This is a genomic window from Conexibacter woesei Iso977N (assembly GCF_000424625.1).
In the GTDB taxonomy this organism is placed as follows: domain Bacteria; phylum Actinomycetota; class Thermoleophilia; order Solirubrobacterales; family Solirubrobacteraceae; genus Baekduia; species Baekduia woesei_A.
In genome coordinates this window covers 245,540-266,595 of sequence record NZ_AUKG01000001.1, presented here as the reverse complement: position 1 = coordinate 266,595, position 21,056 = coordinate 245,540, and the positions used below count along the sequence as shown (strand labels likewise).

Below are 21,056 nucleotides of genomic sequence, written 5' to 3'. Positions count from 1 at the left end.
CCTAGGCTATCGAGCGGCCGGGACCGGCTTGCCGGCGGCGGGTGCGGCGACGAGGCCGGGGCGGTGGCCGTGGGCGCGGATGAGGTCTGCGGAGGCGCGGGTCAGGGCGACCAGCGCGAAGGTGAAGAGCGCGAGCTGGAGCGTCGGGTGCTGCAGCACGCCGCCCTGCCAGGTCGCGGCCAGCGCGGCCGCGGCGAGGAAGACGACGTCGCCGGCCAGCGGGCCCGCGAGCAGGATCACGGTCGCGCGGCGCGGAGAGGTGGTCGGCTCGTGCAGGCACTCGCCGTCGAGCAGCAGCCGCGCGGTCGGCGCCAGCAGCAGGCGCCTGCCGATCCGGACGGACGCCAGCGGGCGGCCGCTGCCGAGCAGGACGATCACGCGCCCCTTCGTCAGCAGCAGCGCGGCGGCGGCGCGGCCGAGCTCGTGGATCAGGGCCGCGGGCAGGGTCGCCGCGACGATGACGAGGAGGATGCGAAGCGTGCCGTCCATGGCCTTCCTGAGGTCGGCGCGCCGCGCCGCGCGCTTGATCCCTCGACCGGGGGGATCAGCCGGATGTCGAGAGCGCGGCGCCCGCGCCCGCCGGCACGGCGGCCAGCGCGCGCTCCAGCGCCTGCGGGGTGACGATCCGCTGGCGGTGGCCGAGTGCGTCGGCCAGCCCGTGGGCGACCCGCGCGCGCACGCACTTCATGCGGCCGGCGCGGCCGTTCTCGCGCTCGATCGACGTCATCGCGACGCCGCCCAGGCCGCACGGGACGATCCAGGTGAACGGCTCCAGGTCGCCATCGATGTTGATGGACAACCCGTGCATCGTCACGCCGTGGGAGATGTGCAGGCCGATCGAGCCGACCTTGCGGTCGCCGACCCACACGCCGGTGAAGTCGCGGCCCTCGTGCGCGCGCCCGCGGGCGTCGAGGCCCTCCTCGCGCAGCGCGTCGACCATGACGTCCTCGAGGCGCTGCACGAACGCCATGACGTCGTCGACGGCGACGATCGGGTAGGCGACCAGCTGGCCCGGGCCGTGGTAGGTGACCTTGCCGCCGCGGTCGGTGTCGACGACGTCGATCCCGCGCTCGGCGTACCAGGCGTCGCCGAACGGCAGCTCGGCCGGATCGGAGCGCCGGCCGCGCGTGTAGACCGGCGCGTGCTCGAGCGTGAGCACGGTGTCCGGGATCGTCCCGGCCTGGCGCGCGGCGCGCACGCGGCGCTGGAGGTCGAGGGCCTCGTCGTACGGGACGTGGCCGGGAAGCTGCACGGTCCAGAGATCCACGACGTCCAGTGTACGTCGCGTGGCACACTCGGAGACCGTGTCCAAGGCCGCCGAGCAGCGCGAGGGGTTCGCCGTCTGGCGCGCACGCCTGCGCTGGCGGCTGAGCGGCGCGTGGATGTGGCCGACGTTCGCGGTCCTGGTGATCGCCGACACCATCATCTTGGCGCGGCTGCCGTTCGCGGGCGGGCGCTCGTCGTTGTGGGGGTCGTTGATCGCGGCGGGGCTCCTGAACGTCATCGTCATCGCGGTCGCGCCACGGGTCGGCGTGTTGGCGATCAGGATCCGGCGCCCGGACCTGCCGCGCGAGATCGCCGCCGACCGAGCGGGCGCGTTCGGGATCGCCGCGCTGTGCGCGCTGCTGCTGATCGGCGGGCTCGCGCACCACGGCGCGCTGCGCGACAGCGACCGCGTCGCCGCGCGGGCCGTCGGCGCGGCGCGGGTGTTCGCCGCCCACCGCGCGCCCGCGCGCTACCTGCCGCTGCATGGCGAGGACACGTGGCGGCCGGCGCCGGACGTCTTCCGGACCTGCTGGTCGGGGCCGAACCCGACGAGGGACTTCTGCGTGATCGTGCGGATGGACGAGCCCGTGCCGATCAAGACGGTCGACCCGGATCAGCGGCCGAACGCGACGATCGCCGGCGCCGACAACCCGGGCCGCATCGGCGGCTGATCCGCGCCTGTCAGCCCACTGACCTTTAGGCCCCGAACGTTACGGCCGATGGGTCCCCCGGATGCGCTTCTTGCGGGCTTTTGCTGCGGCGGCTGGGGCTTCGGGCTCCATCATCGCCGCGGGCGGGATCATCCTCGCCCTGGTCTCCGCGGGCATGGCCTTCCACGGCTGGCCCGGGATGCGCGTGCCTGTGGGCGCGGGCGCGACCGAGCTGGCCCAGGACTCCGGCGGCGCGAGCAGCGTCGCCAGGACGCGCACTGCCGCGGTCGGGGCTGAGGCGGCCGCGGCGAGCGTGTCGACGCTGCCGGCGGTGCCGGTCACATCGCGCCACGCCGTCCCGACGCGCCGGACCGCGCGCCATCACGCTTCGTCCCACACCGCGCCGTCGCCCAGCAGGTCCGGCGACCACGCGCCCACCGCTCCGGCCGGCGCACCGTCCAACGCGCCGGCCGCGAGCAACGGCCCCGCCGACACGACCGCGTCGCCCCGCGCGACCGACGACGCGCCGTCGTCCTCGTCGAGCACCGCCGCCGCGCCCACCCCGAGCACGCCGGCGACGACGACCCCCTCGACACCCTCCACGCCTTCGACCCCGACGACGCCGACCGCCCCTCCGGTCGCGACGACGATCACCGCGACCGCCGGCCAGGCCGTCGCCGGGACGACCCAGGCCGCCGGCCAAGCCGTCAGCAACACCACCGCAGCCGCGGGCCAGGCCCTCCAGCCCGTCTCCCCGGCCGCCGCGGGCACCGTCACCGCCGCCGGTGACGCCATCGGCCAGACCGTCACCGGCGTCGGCCAAGCCGTCGGCGGCATCCTCGGCGGCCTCGGCTCCGCCCCCAAGAAGTAGCACTACTCCGCCGCGCCGGACGCGCAGCGCTCCGCGGCCGCGGAGCCGCTCCCGACGCGGCTACTCGGCGGGCGCGGCGAGGCGCTCGCGCAGCGCGGCGAGCAGCTCGGTGGCGTCGCCGGCCGACGCCAGCCCGGAGGCGAGCGCGAGCGTCAGCGTGGCGAAGCGGTGGACGGTCACGGCGCCGTCGCGGGCCGACGGTCGGGCGATCACGGGGCCGAGGGTCAGCGTCAGCGCGGGGCGGCGCGCGCTCGCCCGGCGGTTCTCGCCGAGGAGCACGAGCGGTTCCTCCGGCGCGACGATCGCGCATTCGCCGAAGCCGCTGAGCAGGTCGGCGCAACGGGCGGCCACCTGGTCGGCGATCGGCGAGCCCCGGTCCAACGACGCCAGCGCGACCTCGATCGACATGGTGTGGTCGGGTGCGCCCAGCGCGCGGCGGTCGCGGACCTGCGCGAGCGGGAGCGCCGCCGCCACGATCGCCCCGGCGTCCGGCAGCGCAGCCGCCTCCAGCGTCGCGGCGTACGGCACGTGCCGGTCCGCGCCGCTGACCCGGACGACGCGCCCGCCCAGCGCGGCGGCCAGCGTCGCGCCGACGCCGCCGTGCGGCCAGCCCTCCTCGGCGATCACCGCGCGGCCGTTCGCGCCCCGGACCGCGGTCGCGACGGTCTCCAGGTCCAGCGGGCGCAGCGTGCGGAGGTCCACCACCGTCGCCTCGACGCCGTGCTCGTCCGCCAACACGGCAGCGGCCGCGAGCGCCTCGCCGACCATCCGCGACGCGGCGATCAGCGTCACGTCGCCGCCCGCGCGCCGGACCGCCGCGCGCGCGACGTCATCGACCACACCAACATGCTCGCCCGTCGAGTTGTACAACTGCACATGCTCCAGGACGACCGTCGGCTCGTCGGTCTCGGTTGCCGCCCAGCGCAGCATCCCGTAGGCGTCGGCGACGCTCGCGGGCGCCAGCACGCGCAGCCCCGGGACGTGGTGCAGCAGCCCTTCGACGTTGGCGGAATGCACTGGCCCCAGCCGCGCGCCCGCGCCCTGCGGCACGCGCAGGACGAGCGGCGCCCGCAGCGCGCCGCCGCTCATCGGCCCGGCGGCCGCAAGTTGATGGACGACCTGGTCGAAGGCCAGCGGCAGGAACGCGGCGGTCGTGATCTCGACCACCGGGCGCAGCCCGGCCAGCGCCGCGCCGATCCCGAGCCCGACCAGCGCCGCCTCCGCGCTCGGCGCATCCCGGACACGCTCCGGGCCGAAGGCCTCCAACAACCCGGCCGTCACGCCATAGGCGCCGCCGTGTGCGCCGATGTCCTGGCCGAGCAACAGCACGCGCTCGTCGGCGGTCATCGCATCGCGCAGCGCGCGGCCGAGCGCCTCCCGGTAGGTGACGCTCACAGCGCGCTCGCCAGCGGTTCCGGGGAGGCGCGCGCGAACGCGACGGCGGCGTCGATCACCCTGGCGACCTCCGCCTCCAGCTCCGGCTCCGGATCTTGTCCTACAACATCGACCGACCGCCGGATCAGCGCCTCGACCAGCAGCGGCCGCCGCTCCGCGCGCACCCGCGCGACCGCCTCGCCGACGACGCGCGCGACCGCGCCGGCGTCCATCCCGTCGCAGCGCAGCCCCGCGACGCCCGCCGCCGCGCTGCGCTCGAACAGCTCGGTCCGGGCCGGCGGCGGGCCGGGCGCGGCGACGTCGCGCGTCACCAGGAACACCACCGGCAGCTCCCACATGGCGGCCAGCGCCAGCGTCTCGCCCACGACGCCCTGCGCGGTCGCGCCCGCCGTCATCTGGCACAGCGCGAGCCGCCCGCTCAGCGCCACGCCCGCGGCGACCGGCGCGTGCCCGCCCGGGATGCCCCAGCCGCCGAGCACGCCGTGAGCGACATCATGCACATGGGTCGCGCCACCGCGCCCGCCGGAGCACCCGTCGACGCGCCCCAGCAGCTCCGCCATCACCGGCTCCGCCGGCCCGCCGCGCGCGAGCACCCACGGGACCGCCCGGAACGTCGTCAGCACCGCGTCGCCGTCGTCGAGCACCGACGCCGCGCCGGCGATCACCGCCTCCTCGCCGCGGCACGAGTGCAGGAACCCCGCGATCTCGCCGCCGCCGTGCAGCTCCAGCGCGCGCTCCTCGAAGCGCCGCAGGAGCAGCATCGTGGGGAGGAGGGGATGGCCGGGCATCGCGGGCCACGAGACTACCCGCGACGCCCGGCCGAGCGGGGGGTCAGAGGAGCGTGACCACCGACTTCACCTCGGTGTAGAGCTCGAGCGCCTCGGCGCCCATCTCGCGGCCCCACCCGGATTCCTTGTAGCCGCCGAACGGCAGCGCCGCGTCGAACACGTTGTAGCAGTTGATCCACACCGTGCCCGCACGCAGCGCCCTGGCGGTGCGGTGGGCCTTCGCGAGGTCCTTCGTCCAGACGCCGGAGGCCAGCCCGTACGACGTCGCGTTGGCGTCCGGCGGCAGGCCGCCCTTCTCGAACGGCCGCACGGTCACGACCGGGCCGAAGATCTCCTCGGCCTCGACCTTCATCTGCGGGTTCGTGCCCGCCAGGACCGTCGGCTCGACGAAGTAGCCGCGGTCGCCGTGGCGTTTGCCGCCGGTGACGGTCTCGGCGCCCTCGGTCTCGCCGGAGGCCAGGAAGCCGCAGACGCGGTCCAGCTGCTCCTGGGAGACGAGCGGGCCCATCTGCGTCGCCGGGTCCAGGCCCGGGCCGACCTGGATCGACCTGGCGTGGTCGGCGACGCCGGAGACGACGTCGTCGTAGATCGACTCCTCGACGAACAGCCGCGAGCCGGCCGCGCAGCACTGGCCGTGGTTGAAGAAGATCGCGTTGGCGGCGCCGGGGATCGCGGTCTCCAGGTCGGCGTCGGCGTAGACGACGTTCGGCGACTTGCCGCCGAGCTCCAGCGAGACCTTCTTGAGGTTGCCGGCCGCGGCCTGCAGGATCAGCCGGCCGACCTCGGTCGAGCCGGTGAACGCGACCTTGTCGACGTCCGGATGGGCGGCCAGCGGCGCGCCGGTCTCCTCGCCGTAGCCGGTCACGACGTTGACGACGCCGGGCGGGACGCCGGCCTCGAGGCAGATCTCGCCGAGCCGGAGGGCGGACAGCGGCGTCTGCTCGGCGGGCTTGAGGACGACCGTGCAGCCGCACGCCAGCGCGGGGCCGAGCTTCCAGCAGGCCATCAGCAGCGGGAAGTTCCACGGGATGATCTGGCCGACGACGCCGACGGGATCGTGCAGCGTGTAGGCATGCCACTCGGCGCCCGGCATGTAGGGCACGGAGATCTGCAGCGTCGACCCGCCGTGCTTGTTGGTCCAGCCCGACATGTAGTGGAACAGGTCGGCGGCGAGCGGGACGTCGGCGGCCTTGGCGACGGCCAGCGGCTTGCCGTTGTCGAGCGTCTCCAACGTGGCGAGCTCGTCGCCGTGCTCGAGGATCAGGTCGCCGATGCGGTGGATGACGCGGCCGCGGTCGGCGGGGCTCATGCGCCGCCACGGGGAGTCCGGGGCGAACGCCGCGCGCGCGGTCTTGACGGCGCGGTCGATGTCCTCGCTCGAACCGCGCGGGACCGAGGCCAGGACGTCGCCGGTGGACGGGTCGAGGGTCTCGAAGGTCTGGCCGGATGCGGCGGGGACCCAGTCCGCGCCGATGAGCATGCGGTGCTCGCGGGTGACGAAGTCGCGTGCGTGCTGGTCGATGGTGGCGTCGAGCGCCATGATCTCTCCTCCTGCTGCTTTGGGGTTGGCGCGAACGTACGCGCAGGGGGGTTGCAACTCGGTTGCGACGGGCGTAGAAACGGTGTCGCGGTGACGACGAATCCCTGGGTCGCGATCCCCTCGACGGGCGATCGGCGCCGGAGCGCGCTGGCCTTGGCGCGGGCGCACGACGCGGTGCTCGGCGAGGGCGCCGAGCCGGGGCCGGAGCTGCGCGGCGTGATCGTGGACTCGTGGCGGCGCTGCCGCGCGGCGGGCGTCGACGTTGTTGGTGGCCTTGCTCCGGTGATGTTCGGTGGCGACGAGGCGGGGGAGCGCTGGTCGTCCTCGCCGCTGGCCGCGGCCGAGGGCGTGTTGAGGTCGTTGCTCGACGACGTCCGGGCCGAGGGCGAGCAGGTCCTGCTGGTGTGCGACGCCGACGGGACGCTGCTGTGGATCGACGGCGACGAGCGCATGATCGAGCGGGCCAGCGGCGTGAACCTGATGCGCGGCGCGCGCTGGAGCGAGAGCGCGGCCGGGACGAACGCGATGGGCACCGCGCTGGCGGTCGACCACTCGCTGCAGGTGTTCAGCGCCGAGCACTTCGCGGCGCCGGTGCACGGGTGGACGTGCAGCGCCGCGCCGTTGCACGATCCGGTGACCGGCGAGGTCGTTGGTGTCCTCGACCTGTCCGGGCCGTTGCAGACGGCGCATCCGCACTCGCTCGCGCTGGTGACCGCGGCGGCGCGGATGGTCGAGGGCGTGCTGGCGCGCGAGGCGGCGGCCCGCGCCGAGGCGGCGCGCGAGGACGCCGCGTTGCGCGGCGCGTTCCCGCTGGCCGTGCCGCGCCCCGGGTTGAGAATGCGCGCTTTGGGGCGCGACCGCGCCGAGGTCGAGGTGTCCCGTGGTGAGACGGTCACGCTCTCCCGTCGCCACTCCGAGTTGTTGGTGCTGTTGGCGCTGCGCCCCGAGGGCATGACCGCCGAGGAGGTCGCGATCGCCACCCACGGCGACTTCGGCAAGCCCGTGACCGCCCGCGCCGAGCTGTCGCGCCTGCGCCGCATCCTCGGCCACCGCCTCCTCGCCGAGCCCTACCGCCTCGACGCGCTCGCCCGCGCCGACTTCCTGACCGCGCAGGAACGCGTCGCGGACGACGCCTCCGGCCTCGACGCGCTGCTCGACGCCTACCCCGGCCCGCTGCTGCCGCGGTCCGAGACGCCGCTGATCGCCGAGGCGCGCGAGGCGCTGGACTTCCGGGTCCGCCAAGCCGTCCTGCGCTCCGGGAGCGCGAACCACCTTCACCGCTGGGTCCACTCGGCCGCCGGTCGCGACGACCTCGAAGCCTGCCGCCGCCTCCTGGCGGCGTTGCCCGAGGACGACGACCGGCGCCCAGCGGCCCTGTCCCACCTCCGCCGCCTGGTCCAGGACACGCGCTGACGCGTATCCCGGGGCATGCTCCGCTACGAGGTCCCGTGCGACGCGCCGGACGCAGCGTGGGCGCTGCTCGCGCAGCCGGGGCGGTGGCACGAGTGGGCGCCGCATGTCCGCGGCGCGTGGGGGCTGGGTGAGCCAGAGGTGGAGATCGGGCGCAGTGGGTTCGTCCGGCTGGTGGGCGTCGTGCCGGTCCCGGCCAAGATCATCAACAAGGGCACCCGCTCGTGGACGTGGCGCGTCGGCGGCGCCGTGACGATGGACCACGTCGTCACGCCGGACACCCTGACGATCACCCTCTCCGCACCGCCGCCGCTCGAGCGCGCCCTCGGCGCCGCCTACGGCCCGGTGATCCGCCTCATGCTGCGGCGGCTCAGTCGAACTGCGACGGCTCGGCCACGGCCCACTCGTACAGGAAGTCCTGCGGGCTGAGGCGGTCGAGGTCGCGGATCAGCGCCTCGTGCATGCGGCGGCGCTGGCGGGGCGTGCAGTCCCAGAACAGGATGCCCTCGCCCTGGTCGAGGTCGACGACCTCGATCGAGTCGCGCTCCACCAGGACCTCGTAGCGGGCGCGAGCCTTCATGGCGCGGTGACGGAGTCCAGTGCGGCGTCGCCCTCCAGCAGCCGGCCGTCGGGGATCCAGACGGTCGGCACCTCGGTCACACCGCGCGCGACCGCCAGTGCGGTCGCGGCCGTCAGCTCCCGCTCGACCGCCGCGCGCTCCAGCGCCTGCAGCACGGCGCGCGGGTGCATCTCGCACGCGCTCGCCGCGATCAACACCATGTCGGTGTCGCTCAGGTCGGCCCCGCCGGCATACGCCTGGCGGAACGCGGCCAGCGAGAACGCGACGACGCGCCCGATCGACTTGGCGTACGTCGCGGCGCGCAGCGCGGTCTCGCTCGCGAAGCCCTCCGGCGGCCAGCGGACCGCCTGCAGCGAGCGCGCGCCGGCAACACGGACAACATCCTCCTGCGCGGCCTCGCGCTCGGCGGCGCAGCGGAAGCCGTCGTCCCAAGCGCGCGGCGCGCGGATCGGGATCCACTCCGCGGCGAACGGCAGCGTCGCGAGCACGCGCTCGGCCGCGAGGTACGCGACCGGCGAGGCGAAGTCGAAGTAGAAGGCCGCGCGCTCCGGCTCCGGCGGCGCGCCGGCGTCCTCGTCGCCGTCGCCGCCGTGCTGCGTGACCTCCAGGCCGCCCATCAGGTCCTACAACTAGCCGTGGATGAGCCAGCCGTCGGCGGCGCGCGCCGCCTCCATCACGCCTTCCGACAGCGTCGGATGGCCGTGGATCATCCTCGCGACCTCGGGGTAGCCGCCCTCCAGGAGCTTCACGTTGACGAGCTCCTGGATCAACTCGGTGGCCTTGGTCCCGACGATGTGGCCGCCGAGCATCTCGCCGTACTTCTTGTCGCCGACGATCTTGATGACGCCGGTGCGGTCGCCGTAGACCGTGCCCGCGCCGACCGCGCCGTACTGGACCTTGCCGACCGTGACGTCGTAGCCCTGCTCCTTGGCCTGCGCCTCGGTCAGGCCGAAGCTCGCGACGTTCGGCGTGCAGAACGTGGCGCGCGGGATGTCGAGGTAGGAGATCGGGTGCGTCCTCAGGCCCGCGGCGTCCTCGACCGCGATGACGCCCTCGTCGGACGCCTTGTGCGCCAGCGCGGGGCCGGGCACGAGGTCGCCGATGGCGTACACCTTGGGCTTGCTCGTCCTCATCGCGCCGTCGACCTTGATCAGGCCGGCGTCGGTCAGCTCGATGCCGTCGAGGCCGAGCGCCGCGACGTCCGGGCCACGGCCCGCGGCGATCACGACGTAGTCGTAGTTGCCGGTGTCGGCGGCGTCGAAGAAGGTGTTGGTCTTGATCTCGATGCCCTGCTTCTTGAAGCCGCGGTTGGCGGCCTTCGAGATGTCGGCGTCCTCGGTCGGCAGCACGCGGTCGAGGCCCTCGTAGAGCGTGACCTGCGTGCCGAGGCGCTGGTAGGCCGAGGCGATCTCCGTGCCCGACGCGCCCGCGCCGATGACCGCGAGCGTCCCGGGCAGCTCGTTCAGCGCCCACGCCTCCTCGGTCCCGATGACGTTGGCGCCGTAGTCCAGGCCGGGCAGCGGCTTGCGGACCGAGCCGGTCGCGAGCACGACGCCCTTGTTGGCCGTGTAGACCGTGTCGCCGACCTTGACGCCGCCGTCGGGCGTCAGCGACGCCTCGCCGGAGATGACCTCGATGTTGTTCTTGGTGAACAGCCCCGACACGCCGCCGGTCAGCGTCGTGATGACCTTCCTGCGGCGCTCGCCGATCGCGCCGAAGTCGACGGTCGGCTCGGTGCCGTTGAGGTTGATCCCGAACTCGCCCGCGTCGCGGACCTCGGAGAGGATGTCGGCCGAGCGGAGGACCGCCTTGGCCGGGATGCAGGCGTAGTTCAAGCAGCGGCCGCCGACGACGTCGTCGCGCTCGATCACCGCCGTCTTCATCCCGAGCTGCGCGGACCGCACGGCGGCGACGTAGCCGCCGGGTCCCGAACCGATGACGATGACATCGAACGTCGTGTCGGACATGACTCGCAATGTAGCGAACGGGTGGTCGGACCCTACGCCCGGTCGGGTGTGCCGTTCAGGCGGTGCGCGCGGGCGGGATCTGGAGCCGGGCGAGGACCCGCACCAGCTTCCAGAACAACGCGCCCGCGGGGAGCATCACGGCGAGGCTGAGCGCGACGTCGCCGACCGACGAGGCGCGCAGCAGGAACAGGAAGAAGAAGACGACCAGGACCGCCAGCAGGATCTGGAACAGCAGCACCGCGAGGTAGCGCTTGTTCCACATCCCGTAGGCGGCGGCGAACATCAGCGCGCAGTAGACGAGCAGCGTCCCGGCGCCGCCCCTGCCGCTGTGGCCGGTGATCGCGAGCACGAGGTTGACGAGGCCGAGCGCGATCGCGGTCGCGGTGGCGATCTGCAGCGGCAGCGGGCGGACGCCCTCTGGGATCGGCTCGAGCGTCGCCTGGATCTCGGCGGTGCGCTCCTCGGAGGACTTGCGCGGCCTGCGCGCGCCGGGCGGCCCGATCTCCAGCGCGTGGGCGAGCTGGCGGGTGACGCGCTCGGGGTCTTCGGCCTCGGTGATCGCCCGGACGACCGCGACGCGGTTGGCGCCCGCGAGCATCACCGGGTCGATGGTGTCGGTGTCGACGCCGCCGATCGCGAACCACGGGAGCGTCGCGTTGAGCGCGGCGTAGGTGACGAGGTCGGGGCCGACCGCGGGGCGGCCGGGCTTGGTCGGCGTCGTGTGGACGGGGCCGACGCCGATGTAGTCGGCGCCCTGCTCGTGGGCGGCGTCGACCTGCTCGGGCGAGTGCGTGGAGAGCCCGACGAGCGCGTCCGGCCCCGCGATCCGGCGTGCCTCGGCGACGGGCGTGTCGTCCTGGCCGACGTGGACGCCGTCGGCGCCGGTGGCCGCCACGAGGTCCGGGCGATCGTTGATGATGAACAACGCGTCGGCGACCTCGCACCACTCGCGGGCGACCTGCGCCGCCTCGAGGATCTCGGCGTCGGTGGCGTCCTTGCAGCGCAGCTGGAAGATGTCGACGCCACCGCGCAGCGCGGGGGCGAGCACGCTCTCGAGGTCGCGCCCGCCCGGCCGGGCGTCGCTGACGAGGTACAGCCGCGCGGCGGCGAGCCGCCGGCGACGGCGCTGGAGCAGGGACGACGTCATTCGGCGCGTCAGTGTGGCAACTGACGGCACGGTCGCGCGCGGCGATACGCTCGACAGGGCGTGACGAAGCAGCTCCCGCATGCGGACGTGGCCGTTGTCGGCGGTGGGGTCATCGGCCTCGCCGTCGCCTGGCGTGCGCGCCAGCGGGGGCTGGAGGTCGTGCTGGTCGAGCGTGAGGCGTCGCTCGGCCGGGGCGCGTCGTATGCCGCCGCCGGGATGCTGGCGCCGGTCGGCGAGGCCGACCCGCAGGAGCGCGCGCTGCTGGCGCACAACCTGGAGAGCGCGCGGCGGTGGTCGTCGTTCGCCGACGAGCTGCGCGATGTCACCGGGGTCGACGTGGGCTACCGGACCTGCGGCGCGCTGCTGGTCGCGCGCGACGCCGACGAGGCGTCGCACGTGGAACGCGAGCGCGAGCAGCGCGAGCGGCTGGGGCTGCGCGTCGAGCGCCTGCTCGGGAGCGAGGCGCGGCGCCGCGAGCCCGCGCTGGCGCCGGGCGTCCGGCTCGCGCTGGAGCTGCCGGACGACCACGCGGTCGAGCCGGCGCGCGTCGTCGCGGCGCTCGCGGAGGCGTGCAGGCGTGCGGGTGTGGAGATCGTCACGGGACGGGAGGTATCGGACCCACGTTCGATTCCCACCGAACGCGTCGTCCTCGCCGCCGGCGCGTGGTCCGGCGCCCCGGTCCGGCCGGTCAAGGGCCAGGCCCTGCGGCTGCGCGACCCCGCGGGTCCCGGGCTGTGCGACCACGTCCTGCGCTTCGAGGGCGGCTACCTCGTCCCGCGCGGCGACGGGCGCTACTACCTCGGCGCGACGGTGGAGGAGCAGGGCTTCGACACGTCGGTCACCGCGCTCGGCGTCTACGAGCTGCTGCGCGAGGCCGCCGAGGTGATCCCGGGCGTGCTGGAGCTGGAGATCGAGGAGGCGTTCGCGGGCCTGCGCCCCGGGACGCCCGACAACGCGCCGATCGTCGGGACCGACCCGGCCGACGAGCGCATCGTCTGGGCGACCGGCCACTTCCGCAACGGGATCCTGCTGACGCCGCTGACCGCCGAGCTCGTCGCCGACGAGCTGACCGGCGGGCGGCCCGACCACGCGCTCCGGCCGGAGCGCTTCGCCGTGGGGGCGACCACATGATCTACGTCAACGGGGAGCCGTCGGATGCCGTCGCGCCCGGCGCGAGCGTCAGCGAGTTGTTGGAGGCCTTGGACGTCCCGGACCGCGGGGTCGCGGTGGCGGTCGACGCGGAGGTCGTGCCGCGGTCCGAGTGGTCGACGTTCGCGGTCGACGACGAGGCGCGGGTGGAAGTGCTGATCGCGGTTCAGGGAGGATGACGGGCAGCATGCGCATCGCAGGGGTGGAGTTCTCATCGCGGTTGATCCTCGGCACGGGCGGGTTCCCGCGGCTGGAGACGCTGGCGGAGGCGATCAGGGCGTCGGGGACCGAGATGGTCACGGTCGCGCTGCGCCGGATCGACCCGGGGGCGCGCGGGTCGCTGGTCGACGTGCTGGATGCCGCGGGCGTGCGCGTCCTGCCGAACACCGCCGGGTGCTACACGGCGCGCGACGCGGTGCTGACCGCGAAGCTCGCGCGGGAGGCGTTCGACACCGAGTGGGTCAAGCTGGAGGTCATCGGTGACGAGCGGACATTGCTCCCGGACGCAGTCGAGCTGGTGGCCGCGGCGGAGCAGTTGGTGGACGAAGGCTTCGTGGTCCTGCCGTACACGACCGACGACCCGGTCCTGGCCAAGCGCCTGGAGGACGTCGGTTGCGCGGCGATCATGCCGCTGGGCTCGCCGATCGGCTCCGGCATGGGGATCAACAACGCCTACAACCTGCGCCTGATCCGCGAGCAGACCGCGCTGCCGGTGATCCTCGACGCGGGCGTCGGGACGGCATCCGATGCGGCCTTGGCGCTGGAGCTCGGGTGCGACGCGGTGCTCTGCGCGTCCGCGATCTCCCGCGCCGAGGATCCCGTCGCGATGGCCCGCGCGATCCGGCTGGCGGTCGAGGCCGGCCTGCTGGCCCGCAGCGCCGGGCGGATCCCGCAGCGCCTGCACGCGACGGCGTCGACCGCCGAGGACGGCGTCGCCGAGTTCGTCCACCCTTCGGACCCCGCGCGGCCTCTGCAGTGAGCGGGCACGCGGAGCTGGTCGACGGGTTCCAGGCGGCGCTCGTCGGCCGCGACCGCAGCGCGTTCGCGAGCGTGTGCGCGCTCGACGTCCATTACGAGGACCCGCTGACCGGTCCGGCCCTGCGCGGCTGCGACGCGCTCGGCGACCACGCCGCGAGGCTCTGGGTCGCGGTCCCCGACGCGGCCGTCGAGACCGCCGGCGAGCGCCTGACCGACGGCCGCTACGTCGCCGCGCCGGTGAAGCTGACCGGCACCCACACCGGCGAGCTGCCCAACTTCCCGGTGACCCGCAAGAGGTTCTCCGTGCACGCCGTCCTCTACTGCGAGCTCGACCCCCCGCGCGAGCGCCTCTGGCGCGTCCGCGCCTTCTTCGACCTCTACGACGCCTCCGTCCAACTCGGCATCCTGCCCGCCCACGGCGGCATGGGCGAACGCGCCCTCATGATGCTCCGCGGCTTCGGATTGCGCGCACGCGGCTGAACCGCGATGCTGCGCCGATGCTGGCGGGCGAGCTGTACGACGCGATCGGGACGGACTACGGCGGCTTGCGCCGTGCGGACCCGCGGCTCGCGCGGGTCATCTGGGCTGGGTTCGGCGATGCCGAGACGGTCCTGAACGTCGGCGCTGGGACCGGGAGCTACGAGCCGCCGGACCGGCGGGTCGTCGCGGTCGAGCCCAGCGCGGTGATGCGGGCGCAGCGGCCGCGGGGTGCGGCGCCGTGCGTCGCGGCGAGCGCCGAGGCGCTGCCGTTCGACGACGACGCGTTCGACGTCGTGATGAGCGTGCTCAGCGATCATCACTGGTCGGACTGGGCGACCGGGCTGCGCGAGTGCGCGCGCGTCGGGCGCCGGGTCGTGCTGTTCAACTGGGACAACGCGGAGGTCCGGCGCTTCTGGCTGGTCACCGACTACGTGCCCGAGTTCATCACCTACTCGCAGCGCGGCCCGTCGCTGGGCGAGCGCGCCCGGACCTACCTGGCGCCGGACGCGACGCTCACGCCGGTCCCGATCCCGTGGGACGTGCAGGACGCGTTCTTCCACGCCCACTGGCGCCGGCCGGAGGCCTACCTGGACCCGGCGGTGCGCGCCGCGACGTCGGTCTGGTCCAAGCTGCCGGCCGACGCCGAGCCGCGCGCGGTCGCCGCGCTGCGCGCCGACCTGGAGTCCGGCGCCTGGGCGGCGCGGCACGGCGACATCATGGACGTGGACGCGCTCGACGTCGGCGCGCGCCTGGTCGTGGCGGAGACCGCGTCGTGAGCCCGGAGCAGGCCGACCCGCCGCGTGAGCCGCCGCGCAGCGGCGGGCTCTACGGGACGGTGCTCGTCCTGGCGGTGATCATCGCGCTGACGAAGTCCGGCAGGGCGTCGGCGGACATCGTGCTCGGCGGCGTCCTCGTCACCAGCTTCGTGTTCTGGATCGTCCACGTCTACGCCGACACGCTGGCCTCGCGCGTCGAGTTCCCGGCACGGTCGTGGCTGGACATCGCGGGCGAGCACGCCAGCGAGGAGATCGGGATCCTCGAGGCGGCGATCCTGCCCTCGATCCCGCTGATCCTCGGCGTCGCCGGCATCCTGGACCGCAAGGCGGCAGGCTGGGCGGCGATCGGCATGGGCCTCGTCGGCCTCTTCGGCTGGGGCGTCGCCGTCGGCCGCGCCCTCGGCTACCGCCGCGCCAGCCCGATCCTCTTCGGCTTCCTCAACGTCGCGCTGGGCGGGCTGATGGTCGGCCTGAAGGTGCTCGTCCACTAGTTGAGGACGACGGCTCCGCGGTCGCGCGCCGCTTGGGCGGCGGGTGGGAGGTCCGGGAAGAAGGGCGTCCAGCGGAGGTCGAGCTTCTTGAGGTTCGGTGGGAGCTCGGGCAGGGCGCGGAGCGGGTTGGCGCGGAGGTCGAGGACGTCGAGGCGGTCGAGCGCCGCGATGCTCGCCGGGAGCTCCTGGAGCTGGTTGTCGCGGAGATCCAGGTGGCGCAGCGAGGCGAGGCCGGCGATCGTCCCGGGCAGCTCGGTCAGGCCGTTGCCGCGGGTGTGGAGCTCGCGGAGGTCCTTGAGCGCGCCGAGCGCGGGCGGGAGCGAGGTGATGGCATTGCCTTGGATGCGCAGCTCGACCAAGGACGACAACTCGCCGATCCACTCCGGAAGCGCTTCCAGTTTGTTGTCGTCGATCCCCAGGTACTCCAGCGCGCCCAGCGCCCGGACCGCCTCCGGCACCGCGTCCAGCGCGTTCTCGCCGAGGTAGAGGATCCGGAGCGACCCCGGCAGCGGCGGCACGTCGCGCAGCGCGTTGTGAGCCACATCGAGAGTCATAAGGGACGTCAAGCGCTCCACGTCGCGCGGGAGCTCCCGCAGCTCCATCTCCGCCGCGACCAACCGCAACAACTCGCTGCGCGCCCACACCTCCGGCGCGATCGCGCGCTGCCCGCGGAGGTCGAGCGCGGCGCCGCTCACTTCGCGACGACGGTCAGCTTCCCGGTCATCCCCGGGTGCAGCGTGCACTCGTACTTGATCGTCCCGGCCCTCGTCGGCGTGATCGAGAACGTCCCCTTGTGCCCGAACGTGTCCGACTGGAACCTCGCGCCCGAGTCGGCCTTGACGTCGTGCGGGACCGACTCGTCGTCGACCCACGTCACCTTCTGGCCGACCGTCACCTGCGCGTGGTCGGGGTGGAAGCGCAGGCCCTTCATCGAGATCTGCTCGCCCGGCTTCAGCACGGTCGCCTTTCCGTTGCCGCCGCCCGAGCCGCAACCCGCGGCGACAACCAACAACGACAACAACGCGAACAGGAGCAGGACAGCGCGGCGCATCCTCAAGACCCTACGAGACCGCGATCCGCACCGGCGCGTGGTCGCTCAGCGCGCCCGGGTCGAGCACCTCCACCTCGGCGCCCTCCAGGCCCCGCCCGAGGAACCGGTCGATCCCGCCGCCGCCCAGGTCCGTGAACCCCTCGACCCGCGGGTCCTCGACGTTCGCGTCGCCCCCGAGCAGCGCCGGCGCGCCCCGCGCCCACCCGGCCAGCGCGCCGCCCGCGCGCCCCATGTCGGACTGCGCGCGCCGCGCCCTCGTCGACGCGTGCACGTTCCCGACCCACAGGCCGCCGTCCAACTCAACCGCGTGCACGTAGCGCCGCTCCGGCCACCACCGGATCAGCGCTGTCGCGTGCCGCCCGATCGCGCCGCCGCCCGGCCGCACCAGGATCGCGTTCGCGCCGCCGCCGTTGGACTTGATCAGGTCCGGCCGCCGCTCCGCCGCCCAGCGCCGCGCCGCCGCGCCGAAGTTGCGCGACGTCAGCACCGCCCGCGCCTCGGCGCCGCACACGCGCGCGAGCGGTCCCGGCCACCACGGCGGGACCTCCTGCAGGAGCGCGACGTCCCACTCCCACGCGGCGAGGGTCGAACCGAACTCCTCCAACAACGACCGCGGGGTGTCAGGGACCGAGCGGCCGTGGAACAGGTTCCAGGTGATGACGCGCACAGCGTCCTATGATGCCCCGCTCGCCCATGCGCCACCTGCTGACCGGAACCGAGCTCACCTCCGACGACCTCCACGCGATCCTCGATCGCGCCGCGGCGCTGAAGCTCGCGCCGCAGTCCTCCAGCGTGCTGGACGGCCGGACGGTCGCACTGATCTTCCAGAAGCCGTCGACCCGCACGCGCGTCAGCTTCGAGGCCGGGATCGTCGAGATGGGCGGCCACCCGCTGGTCATCCGCGACGGCGACCTGCAGCTCGGCCGCGGCGAGTCCCTGCGCGACACGGCGCGCGTGCTCGGCCGCCACGTCGCGGCGGTCGGGGTCCGGACGCACGCCGACAGCGAGCTGGAGGGCCTGGCCGCCGAGGACCAGCTGCCGGTCTTCAACATGCTCACCCAGAACGCGCACCCGTGCCAGGTGCTGGCCGACCTGCTGACGCTGCGCGAGGGCTTCGGCGGGCTCGACGGCCTCAAGTTGGTGTACGTGGGCGACGGCAACAACATGGCCCGCTCGCTGTACGACATGGGGTCGATCGCCGGGCTGGACGTCGTGTGCTCCACGCCGCCCGAGTTCTCGCTCGACGGCGTGACGACCGTCCACGACCCGCGCGAGGCGGTCGCCGGCGCGCAGGCGATCTACACCGACGTCTGGGTCTCGATGGGCGACGAGGACACCGCCGACGCCCGCCGCGCCGCCCTCGGCCCCTACCGGATCGACGACGCGCTGCTCGACGCCGCGGCACCGGGCGCGGTCGCGCTGCACTGCCTGCCGGCACACCCCGGCGAGGAGATCACCGAGTCCGTGCTCTACGGCGACCGCCAGCGCATCTGGGACCAGGCCGAGAACCGTCGCCACGCGCAGAAGGCGATGCTCGAGTGGCTCCTCGGCGCCCTGTAAAGCGCTGAACGCCCCAGAACGGGCGCGGGCCGCACTTCCCAGTGGGTCGGTGTGTGGGTTCCGGGAAATGTCGGCCCGCGTGGCCCGTTGCTGGACCCGTGTGGGGATGTCGCACCACCTGGAACGTGGTGCATCGCCAGAACTTGCGCCAACCCGTTGGCGTTTGTGGGTAGGGTCGGCGCCATGTCGCCGCAGCCCAGGAAGCCCGCCGCCGCCGACGACCTCAGCGCGCGGGTGCGGGAGCGGTTGCTGTCGTCGGTGACGCTGACGACCGACCGCCTCCAGGACGCGGTCGACGACGCGGTCCGGCGCGGGCGGATGACGCGCAAGGACGCCGAGGAGCTGCTCGCGACGCTGCTGACGGCCGGCCGCTCGCAGACCGAGCAGCTGCTCGCAGATCTCGAGACCGTCATCGGCGGCAGGAGCGCGGTCCGGCGGGTCGCCGAGCGGGCACGCAGGACGGTCGCCGTGCGCGGCGGGGCCGGCGGTGGTGGCCGCCGCGTATCGTCGGCGCCGGCGTCGTTCCCGATCGCCGGCTACGACGACCTCACCGCGGCGGAGATCACCAGGCGCCTGAGGGAGCTGACGCCTGCGCAGCTGCGCAAGGTCGGCGACCGCGAGCGCAGGGGCGCGGCGCGCAAGTCGGTCCTGGGCGCGGTCGAGAAGCGCCTGGCCGCCGCCTCCTAAGCTGCGCGGCATGTACGAGCTGGAGCCGGTCGCCCGCGTCGTCGGCGGGCGCGACGAGGTGCGCGACGACGACTGGGGCGCCGAGCGCGCCGTCCTGCTGCTCGACGAGCGCTTCTCACCCGACGCGCTGCTGGGGCTCTCCGCGTTCTCGCACCTGGAGATCGTCTACCTGTTCGACCGCGTCGACCCGGCGCGCGTCGAGACCGGCGCGCGCCACCCGCGTGGGAACACCGCGTGGCCGCGCGTCGGGATCTTCGCCCAGCGGGCCAAGGACCGGCCGAACCGGCTCGGCGTCTCGCGCTGCCGCCTGCTCGGCGTGTCCGGGCGCGAGATCGCGGTCGCCGGGCTCGACGCCGTGGACGGCACGCCCGTCCTCGACATCAAGCCCTACATGAACGAGTTCGCGCCCCAGGAGCCGGCCCACCAGCCCGCCTGGGCGACGGAGCTGATGGCCGGCTACTGGTAGCGCGGTAGCGCGCGCGGCGGCCGCGGCCGCCGCGCGAGGCGCTACTTCCTCTTGTGCTCGGCCTTGGCCTTCTTCTTGGCCCTCTTCGCCTTCGGCTTGGCGATCTTGACCTTCTTGGTGGCCTTGGTCGTCGCGACGTTGCCCGCCGTGTCGGTCGCCGTGACCGTCACGGTCGCGACCGCCGTGGCGCCCGGGTACTTCTTGGCCACCGAGGACGGGATCGTGATGTTGACCGGCACCGCGGTGCCCGGCGCGACCGTCACCGTCGTCGCCTTCAGCCTCACCACGACCCTCTTCGGCTTCCTGGCCTTCGCCCTCTTCTTCGGCTTCCTCTTGGCCTTCGCGGCGTCGGCCTTGTGGCTCCTCTTCCTGGTGGCCTTCCTCCTCGTCGCCGGCGGCGTGATCGTCAGCGAGGACGCGCTCGTCACGGTCGCGGGCGAGTCGCAGTTGACCGTGATGACCAGCGGCTTGCCCTGGCCGCCCGCGCCGACCGGCCGGTCGCCGGTGACGGTGACCCTGCACGACGGCGGCGTCTTGTCGACGAACGTCGCCAGCGCCGAGCCCTGCGGCTCGCTCGGCTCACGCGTCCCGTCGCCGTTGAGGTCGACGAACGAGACCACCGTGTCGGCGCCCGCGTTGGTGCCCGGATCGGTCACGGTCGCGGTGCCGTCGGCGCCGATCACCGCGGACTGCGTCCCGGGGTTGGCGCCCGTGATCGTCGACAGCAGGTTCTTGCCTGTGAACGGGTTGTCGGCCGTGTCCTTGGCGGTGACCCTGAACGCGATCGGGACGCCCTGCGGCGCGCCCGCGTTGGACTGGTCGAACTGCAGCGCGGCCGGCAGCGCCGTCCGGACCATCAGCGAGAACGACGTGCTCTGGCCGGCCGGCAGCGTCTTGGCGGCGTCCAGGTACTGGTCCCACTCGACCGCGCCCGCGTTGTCGACCGGCTCGCCGACGACCGTGTCGTCGTAGCTCGGCGTGACCGCGTCGGCCGCGTCCTCGAGGCGCGTCCAGACGTCGTTGCCGGTCGCGTCGCGGTAGGCGAGCGCCTGGTAGTGCGACCACGGCAGCAGCGGCGCGGGGGCCGGGATCTCGACGAACCCGCCGGAGCGGCCGGTGTCGGCGTTGGTGCCGCCCACGAAGCGCGGCGGACCCTGCGTGAAGATGCCGGTGCCGACGTCGCTGCCCTCGAAGTAGAAGTCGGCGGCGGCGATCGCCTTGAAGCGCAGCGGCTGCGCGGTCACGTTCTTGACGTCCCAGCGGACGGTGAACGTCTGGGCGCCGCTGACGTAGGTCGTCGTCTGGGAGACGACCGCGACGTCCCTGTCCGGCGTCCTGTCGTCGTTGTCCATGTCGGCGGCGGCGCTGTAGGTCGTGACCTGCGTGAACGGGTTGCCGGCGCTGCCGTCGCCGGTCACGGCGGCCTGGTTGGGCAGCGTGAAGGCGTAGTCCTCGAGCAGGTGCGGCCCGGCGCTGCCGTCGAACCCGTACACGTTGCCGCTGAGCGGCGCGGGCTGGGCGGGCGCGGTCGGGCCGGCGGCGGTGGTGGGCGGGAAGGCCAGGAAGAACCCGGCGTCGCCGAGGTCCCTGCTGGGCGAGTAGAAGATGTTGGAGCTGTCGCCGGCGCGCCGCGCCTGGAGCTGGCCCTGGGAGCCGACGACGACGGTCAGCGGGTTGCCGCCGAGCGCCGTGGTCGTGGGATCCGGCGGGTCGACGGCGGAGGCGGCGGCCGGAAGGGCGGCCGCGGTGGCGAGCGCTGCCGCGAGGGCGGCGGCGCGGGAACCGATGCGCAAAGAAGTGGACC

The 21,056-nt window shown here is 74.1% G+C and carries 26 protein-coding genes; 13 read left to right on the top strand and 13 right to left on the bottom strand.

The window, feature by feature from the left end; genetic code table 11:
- Positions 1–6 precede the first annotated feature (6 nt).
- Complete coding sequence (locus tag H030_RS0101360; protein WP_027004785.1) at positions 7–489, bottom strand: hypothetical protein; 483 nt, start codon at positions 487–489, stop codon at positions 7–9.
- Positions 490–544: 55 nt separating this feature from the next.
- Entirely contained in the window at positions 545–1,267 is a 723-nt protein-coding gene (lipB, locus tag H030_RS28410; RefSeq protein WP_051221442.1) for a lipoyl(octanoyl) transferase LipB, read from the bottom strand.
- A gap of 19 nt (positions 1,268–1,286) precedes the next feature.
- On the opposite strand from lipB, the gene H030_RS39460 reads away from it, so the two are divergent.
- Both H030_RS39460 and H030_RS0101345 read left to right on the top strand, forming a co-directional pair.
- Entirely contained in the window at positions 1,287–1,937 is a 651-nt protein-coding gene (locus H030_RS39460; RefSeq protein WP_035125720.1) for a hypothetical protein, read from the top strand.
- Positions 1,938–1,998: 61 nt separating this feature from the next.
- Positions 1,999–2,787, top strand: a complete 789-nt coding sequence (locus H030_RS0101345; RefSeq protein WP_155891763.1) for a hypothetical protein — start codon at positions 1,999–2,001, stop codon at positions 2,785–2,787.
- A 60-nt stretch (positions 2,788–2,847) separates the two neighbouring features.
- Here H030_RS0101345 and H030_RS28405 read toward each other — a convergent pair whose 3' ends face one another.
- The 3 genes from H030_RS28405 to H030_RS0101330 are packed head-to-tail and all read right to left on the bottom strand — an operon-like array spanning position 2,848 to position 6,510.
- Positions 2,848–4,182, bottom strand: coding sequence for an alpha-ketoacid dehydrogenase subunit beta (locus H030_RS28405; protein ID WP_081690418.1), 1,335 nt, complete (start codon positions 4,180–4,182; stop codon positions 2,848–2,850).
- On the bottom strand, positions 4,179–4,970 hold the full coding sequence (locus tag H030_RS28400; RefSeq protein ID WP_081690417.1) for a thiamine pyrophosphate-dependent dehydrogenase E1 component subunit alpha: 792 nt from the start codon (positions 4,968–4,970) through the stop codon (positions 4,179–4,181). The genes H030_RS28405 and H030_RS28400 overlap by 4 nt, the downstream gene beginning before the upstream one ends.
- Positions 4,971–5,013: 43 nt before the next feature.
- On the bottom strand, positions 5,014–6,510 hold the full coding sequence (locus tag H030_RS0101330) for an aldehyde dehydrogenase family protein (protein WP_027004782.1): 1,497 nt from the start codon (positions 6,508–6,510) through the stop codon (positions 5,014–5,016).
- A gap of 90 nt (positions 6,511–6,600) precedes the next feature.
- On the opposite strand from H030_RS0101330, the gene H030_RS0101325 reads away from it, so the two are divergent.
- Positions 6,601–7,923: a GAF domain-containing protein gene (locus H030_RS0101325; RefSeq protein WP_027004781.1), complete on the top strand. Its 1,323-nt coding sequence runs from the start codon at positions 6,601–6,603 to the stop codon at positions 7,921–7,923.
- Between the two features lie 15 nt (positions 7,924–7,938).
- The gene (locus H030_RS38085) at positions 7,939–8,349 is read left to right on the top strand and encodes an SRPBCC family protein (RefSeq protein ID WP_081690416.1); all 411 of its coding nucleotides are present in this window, start codon (positions 7,939–7,941) and stop codon (positions 8,347–8,349) included.
- Here H030_RS38085 and H030_RS0101320 read toward each other — a convergent pair.
- The 4 genes from H030_RS0101320 to thiE are packed head-to-tail and all read right to left on the bottom strand — an operon-like array spanning position 8,291 to position 11,614.
- On the bottom strand, positions 8,291–8,500 hold the full coding sequence (locus tag H030_RS0101320) for a hypothetical protein (protein WP_027004780.1): 210 nt from the start codon (positions 8,498–8,500) through the stop codon (positions 8,291–8,293). The two genes, H030_RS38085 and H030_RS0101320, sit on opposite strands and share 59 nt — an antisense overlap.
- Positions 8,497–9,117, bottom strand: coding sequence for a DsbA family protein (locus H030_RS36045; RefSeq protein ID WP_051221438.1), 621 nt, complete (start codon positions 9,115–9,117; stop codon positions 8,497–8,499). Before H030_RS36045 ends, H030_RS0101320 begins: the two co-directional genes overlap by 4 nt.
- A gap of 12 nt (positions 9,118–9,129) precedes the next feature.
- Positions 9,130–10,467, bottom strand: a complete 1,338-nt coding sequence (lpdA, locus tag H030_RS0101310; RefSeq protein ID WP_027004779.1) for a dihydrolipoyl dehydrogenase — start codon at positions 10,465–10,467, stop codon at positions 9,130–9,132.
- Positions 10,468–10,522: 55 nt separating this feature from the next.
- Positions 10,523–11,614, bottom strand: coding sequence for a thiamine phosphate synthase (gene thiE / locus H030_RS38080; protein WP_081690415.1), 1,092 nt, complete (start codon positions 11,612–11,614; stop codon positions 10,523–10,525).
- Positions 11,615–11,674: 60 nt separating this feature from the next.
- On the opposite strand from thiE, the gene thiO reads away from it, so the two are divergent.
- From thiO to H030_RS0101275, 6 genes are read left to right on the top strand one after another with little or no spacing between them, the layout of a single operon-like run.
- Positions 11,675–12,745, top strand: a complete 1,071-nt coding sequence (gene thiO / locus H030_RS28385) for a glycine oxidase ThiO (protein ID WP_035125718.1) — start codon at positions 11,675–11,677, stop codon at positions 12,743–12,745.
- Complete coding sequence (gene thiS / locus H030_RS0101295; RefSeq protein ID WP_027004778.1) at positions 12,742–12,942, top strand: sulfur carrier protein ThiS; 201 nt, start codon at positions 12,742–12,744, stop codon at positions 12,940–12,942. The genes thiO and thiS overlap by 4 nt, the downstream gene beginning before the upstream one ends.
- Before the next feature lie 8 nt (positions 12,943–12,950).
- Complete coding sequence (locus H030_RS28380; protein ID WP_196808952.1) at positions 12,951–13,742, top strand: thiazole synthase; 792 nt, start codon at positions 12,951–12,953, stop codon at positions 13,740–13,742.
- A complete protein-coding gene (locus H030_RS0101285) occupies positions 13,739–14,221 on the top strand; it encodes an ester cyclase (RefSeq protein WP_027004777.1) in 483 nt (160 codons plus the stop codon). Before H030_RS28380 ends, H030_RS0101285 begins: the two co-directional genes overlap by 4 nt.
- Before the next feature lie 17 nt (positions 14,222–14,238).
- Positions 14,239–14,997, top strand: a complete 759-nt coding sequence (locus H030_RS28375) for a class I SAM-dependent methyltransferase (protein WP_035125715.1) — start codon at positions 14,239–14,241, stop codon at positions 14,995–14,997.
- Positions 14,994–15,488 carry a hypothetical protein gene (locus H030_RS0101275; protein WP_027004776.1) on the top strand — a complete coding sequence of 165 codons (495 nt, stop codon included), beginning with the start codon at positions 14,994–14,996 and terminating at the stop codon, positions 15,486–15,488. The genes H030_RS28375 and H030_RS0101275 overlap by 4 nt, the downstream gene beginning before the upstream one ends.
- Here H030_RS0101275 and H030_RS0101270 read toward each other — a convergent pair.
- From H030_RS0101270 to H030_RS0101260, 3 genes are read right to left on the bottom strand one after another with little or no spacing between them, the layout of a single operon-like run.
- Positions 15,485–16,183 carry a leucine-rich repeat domain-containing protein gene (locus H030_RS0101270; protein ID WP_051221434.1) on the bottom strand — a complete coding sequence of 233 codons (699 nt, stop codon included), beginning with the start codon at positions 16,181–16,183 and terminating at the stop codon, positions 15,485–15,487. The genes H030_RS0101275 and H030_RS0101270 overlap by 4 nt on opposite strands.
- Positions 16,180–16,539 carry a cupredoxin domain-containing protein gene (locus H030_RS0101265; RefSeq protein WP_051221432.1) on the bottom strand — a complete coding sequence of 120 codons (360 nt, stop codon included), beginning with the start codon at positions 16,537–16,539 and terminating at the stop codon, positions 16,180–16,182. Before H030_RS0101265 ends, H030_RS0101270 begins: the two co-directional genes overlap by 4 nt.
- 10 nt (positions 16,540–16,549) lie before the next feature.
- Positions 16,550–17,206 (bottom strand): endonuclease/exonuclease/phosphatase family protein, encoded by a 657-nt coding sequence (locus tag H030_RS0101260; RefSeq protein WP_027004773.1) that lies wholly within the window; start codon positions 17,204–17,206, stop codon positions 16,550–16,552.
- A gap of 11 nt (positions 17,207–17,217) precedes the next feature.
- Between H030_RS0101260 and H030_RS0101255 the strand changes: the two genes are divergently transcribed.
- The 3 genes from H030_RS0101255 to H030_RS0101245 all read left to right on the top strand — a co-directional run bounded on the left by H030_RS0101255 (position 17,218) and on the right by H030_RS0101245 (position 19,252).
- Positions 17,218–18,099 carry an ornithine carbamoyltransferase gene (locus H030_RS0101255; RefSeq protein ID WP_027004772.1) on the top strand — a complete coding sequence of 294 codons (882 nt, stop codon included), beginning with the start codon at positions 17,218–17,220 and terminating at the stop codon, positions 18,097–18,099.
- 183 nt (positions 18,100–18,282) lie between these two features.
- On the top strand, positions 18,283–18,786 hold the full coding sequence (locus H030_RS0101250) for a hypothetical protein (RefSeq protein ID WP_027004771.1): 504 nt from the start codon (positions 18,283–18,285) through the stop codon (positions 18,784–18,786).
- Between the two features lie 10 nt (positions 18,787–18,796).
- The gene (locus H030_RS0101245) at positions 18,797–19,252 is read left to right on the top strand and encodes an SAM-dependent methyltransferase (RefSeq protein ID WP_027004770.1); all 456 of its coding nucleotides are present in this window, start codon (positions 18,797–18,799) and stop codon (positions 19,250–19,252) included.
- Between the two features lie 41 nt (positions 19,253–19,293).
- Here the strand turns inward: H030_RS0101245 and H030_RS0101240 are convergent, their stop codons facing one another.
- A complete protein-coding gene (locus H030_RS0101240) occupies positions 19,294–21,045 on the bottom strand; it encodes a hypothetical protein (RefSeq protein WP_027004769.1) in 1,752 nt (583 codons plus the stop codon).
- Positions 21,046–21,056 lie beyond the last annotated feature (11 nt).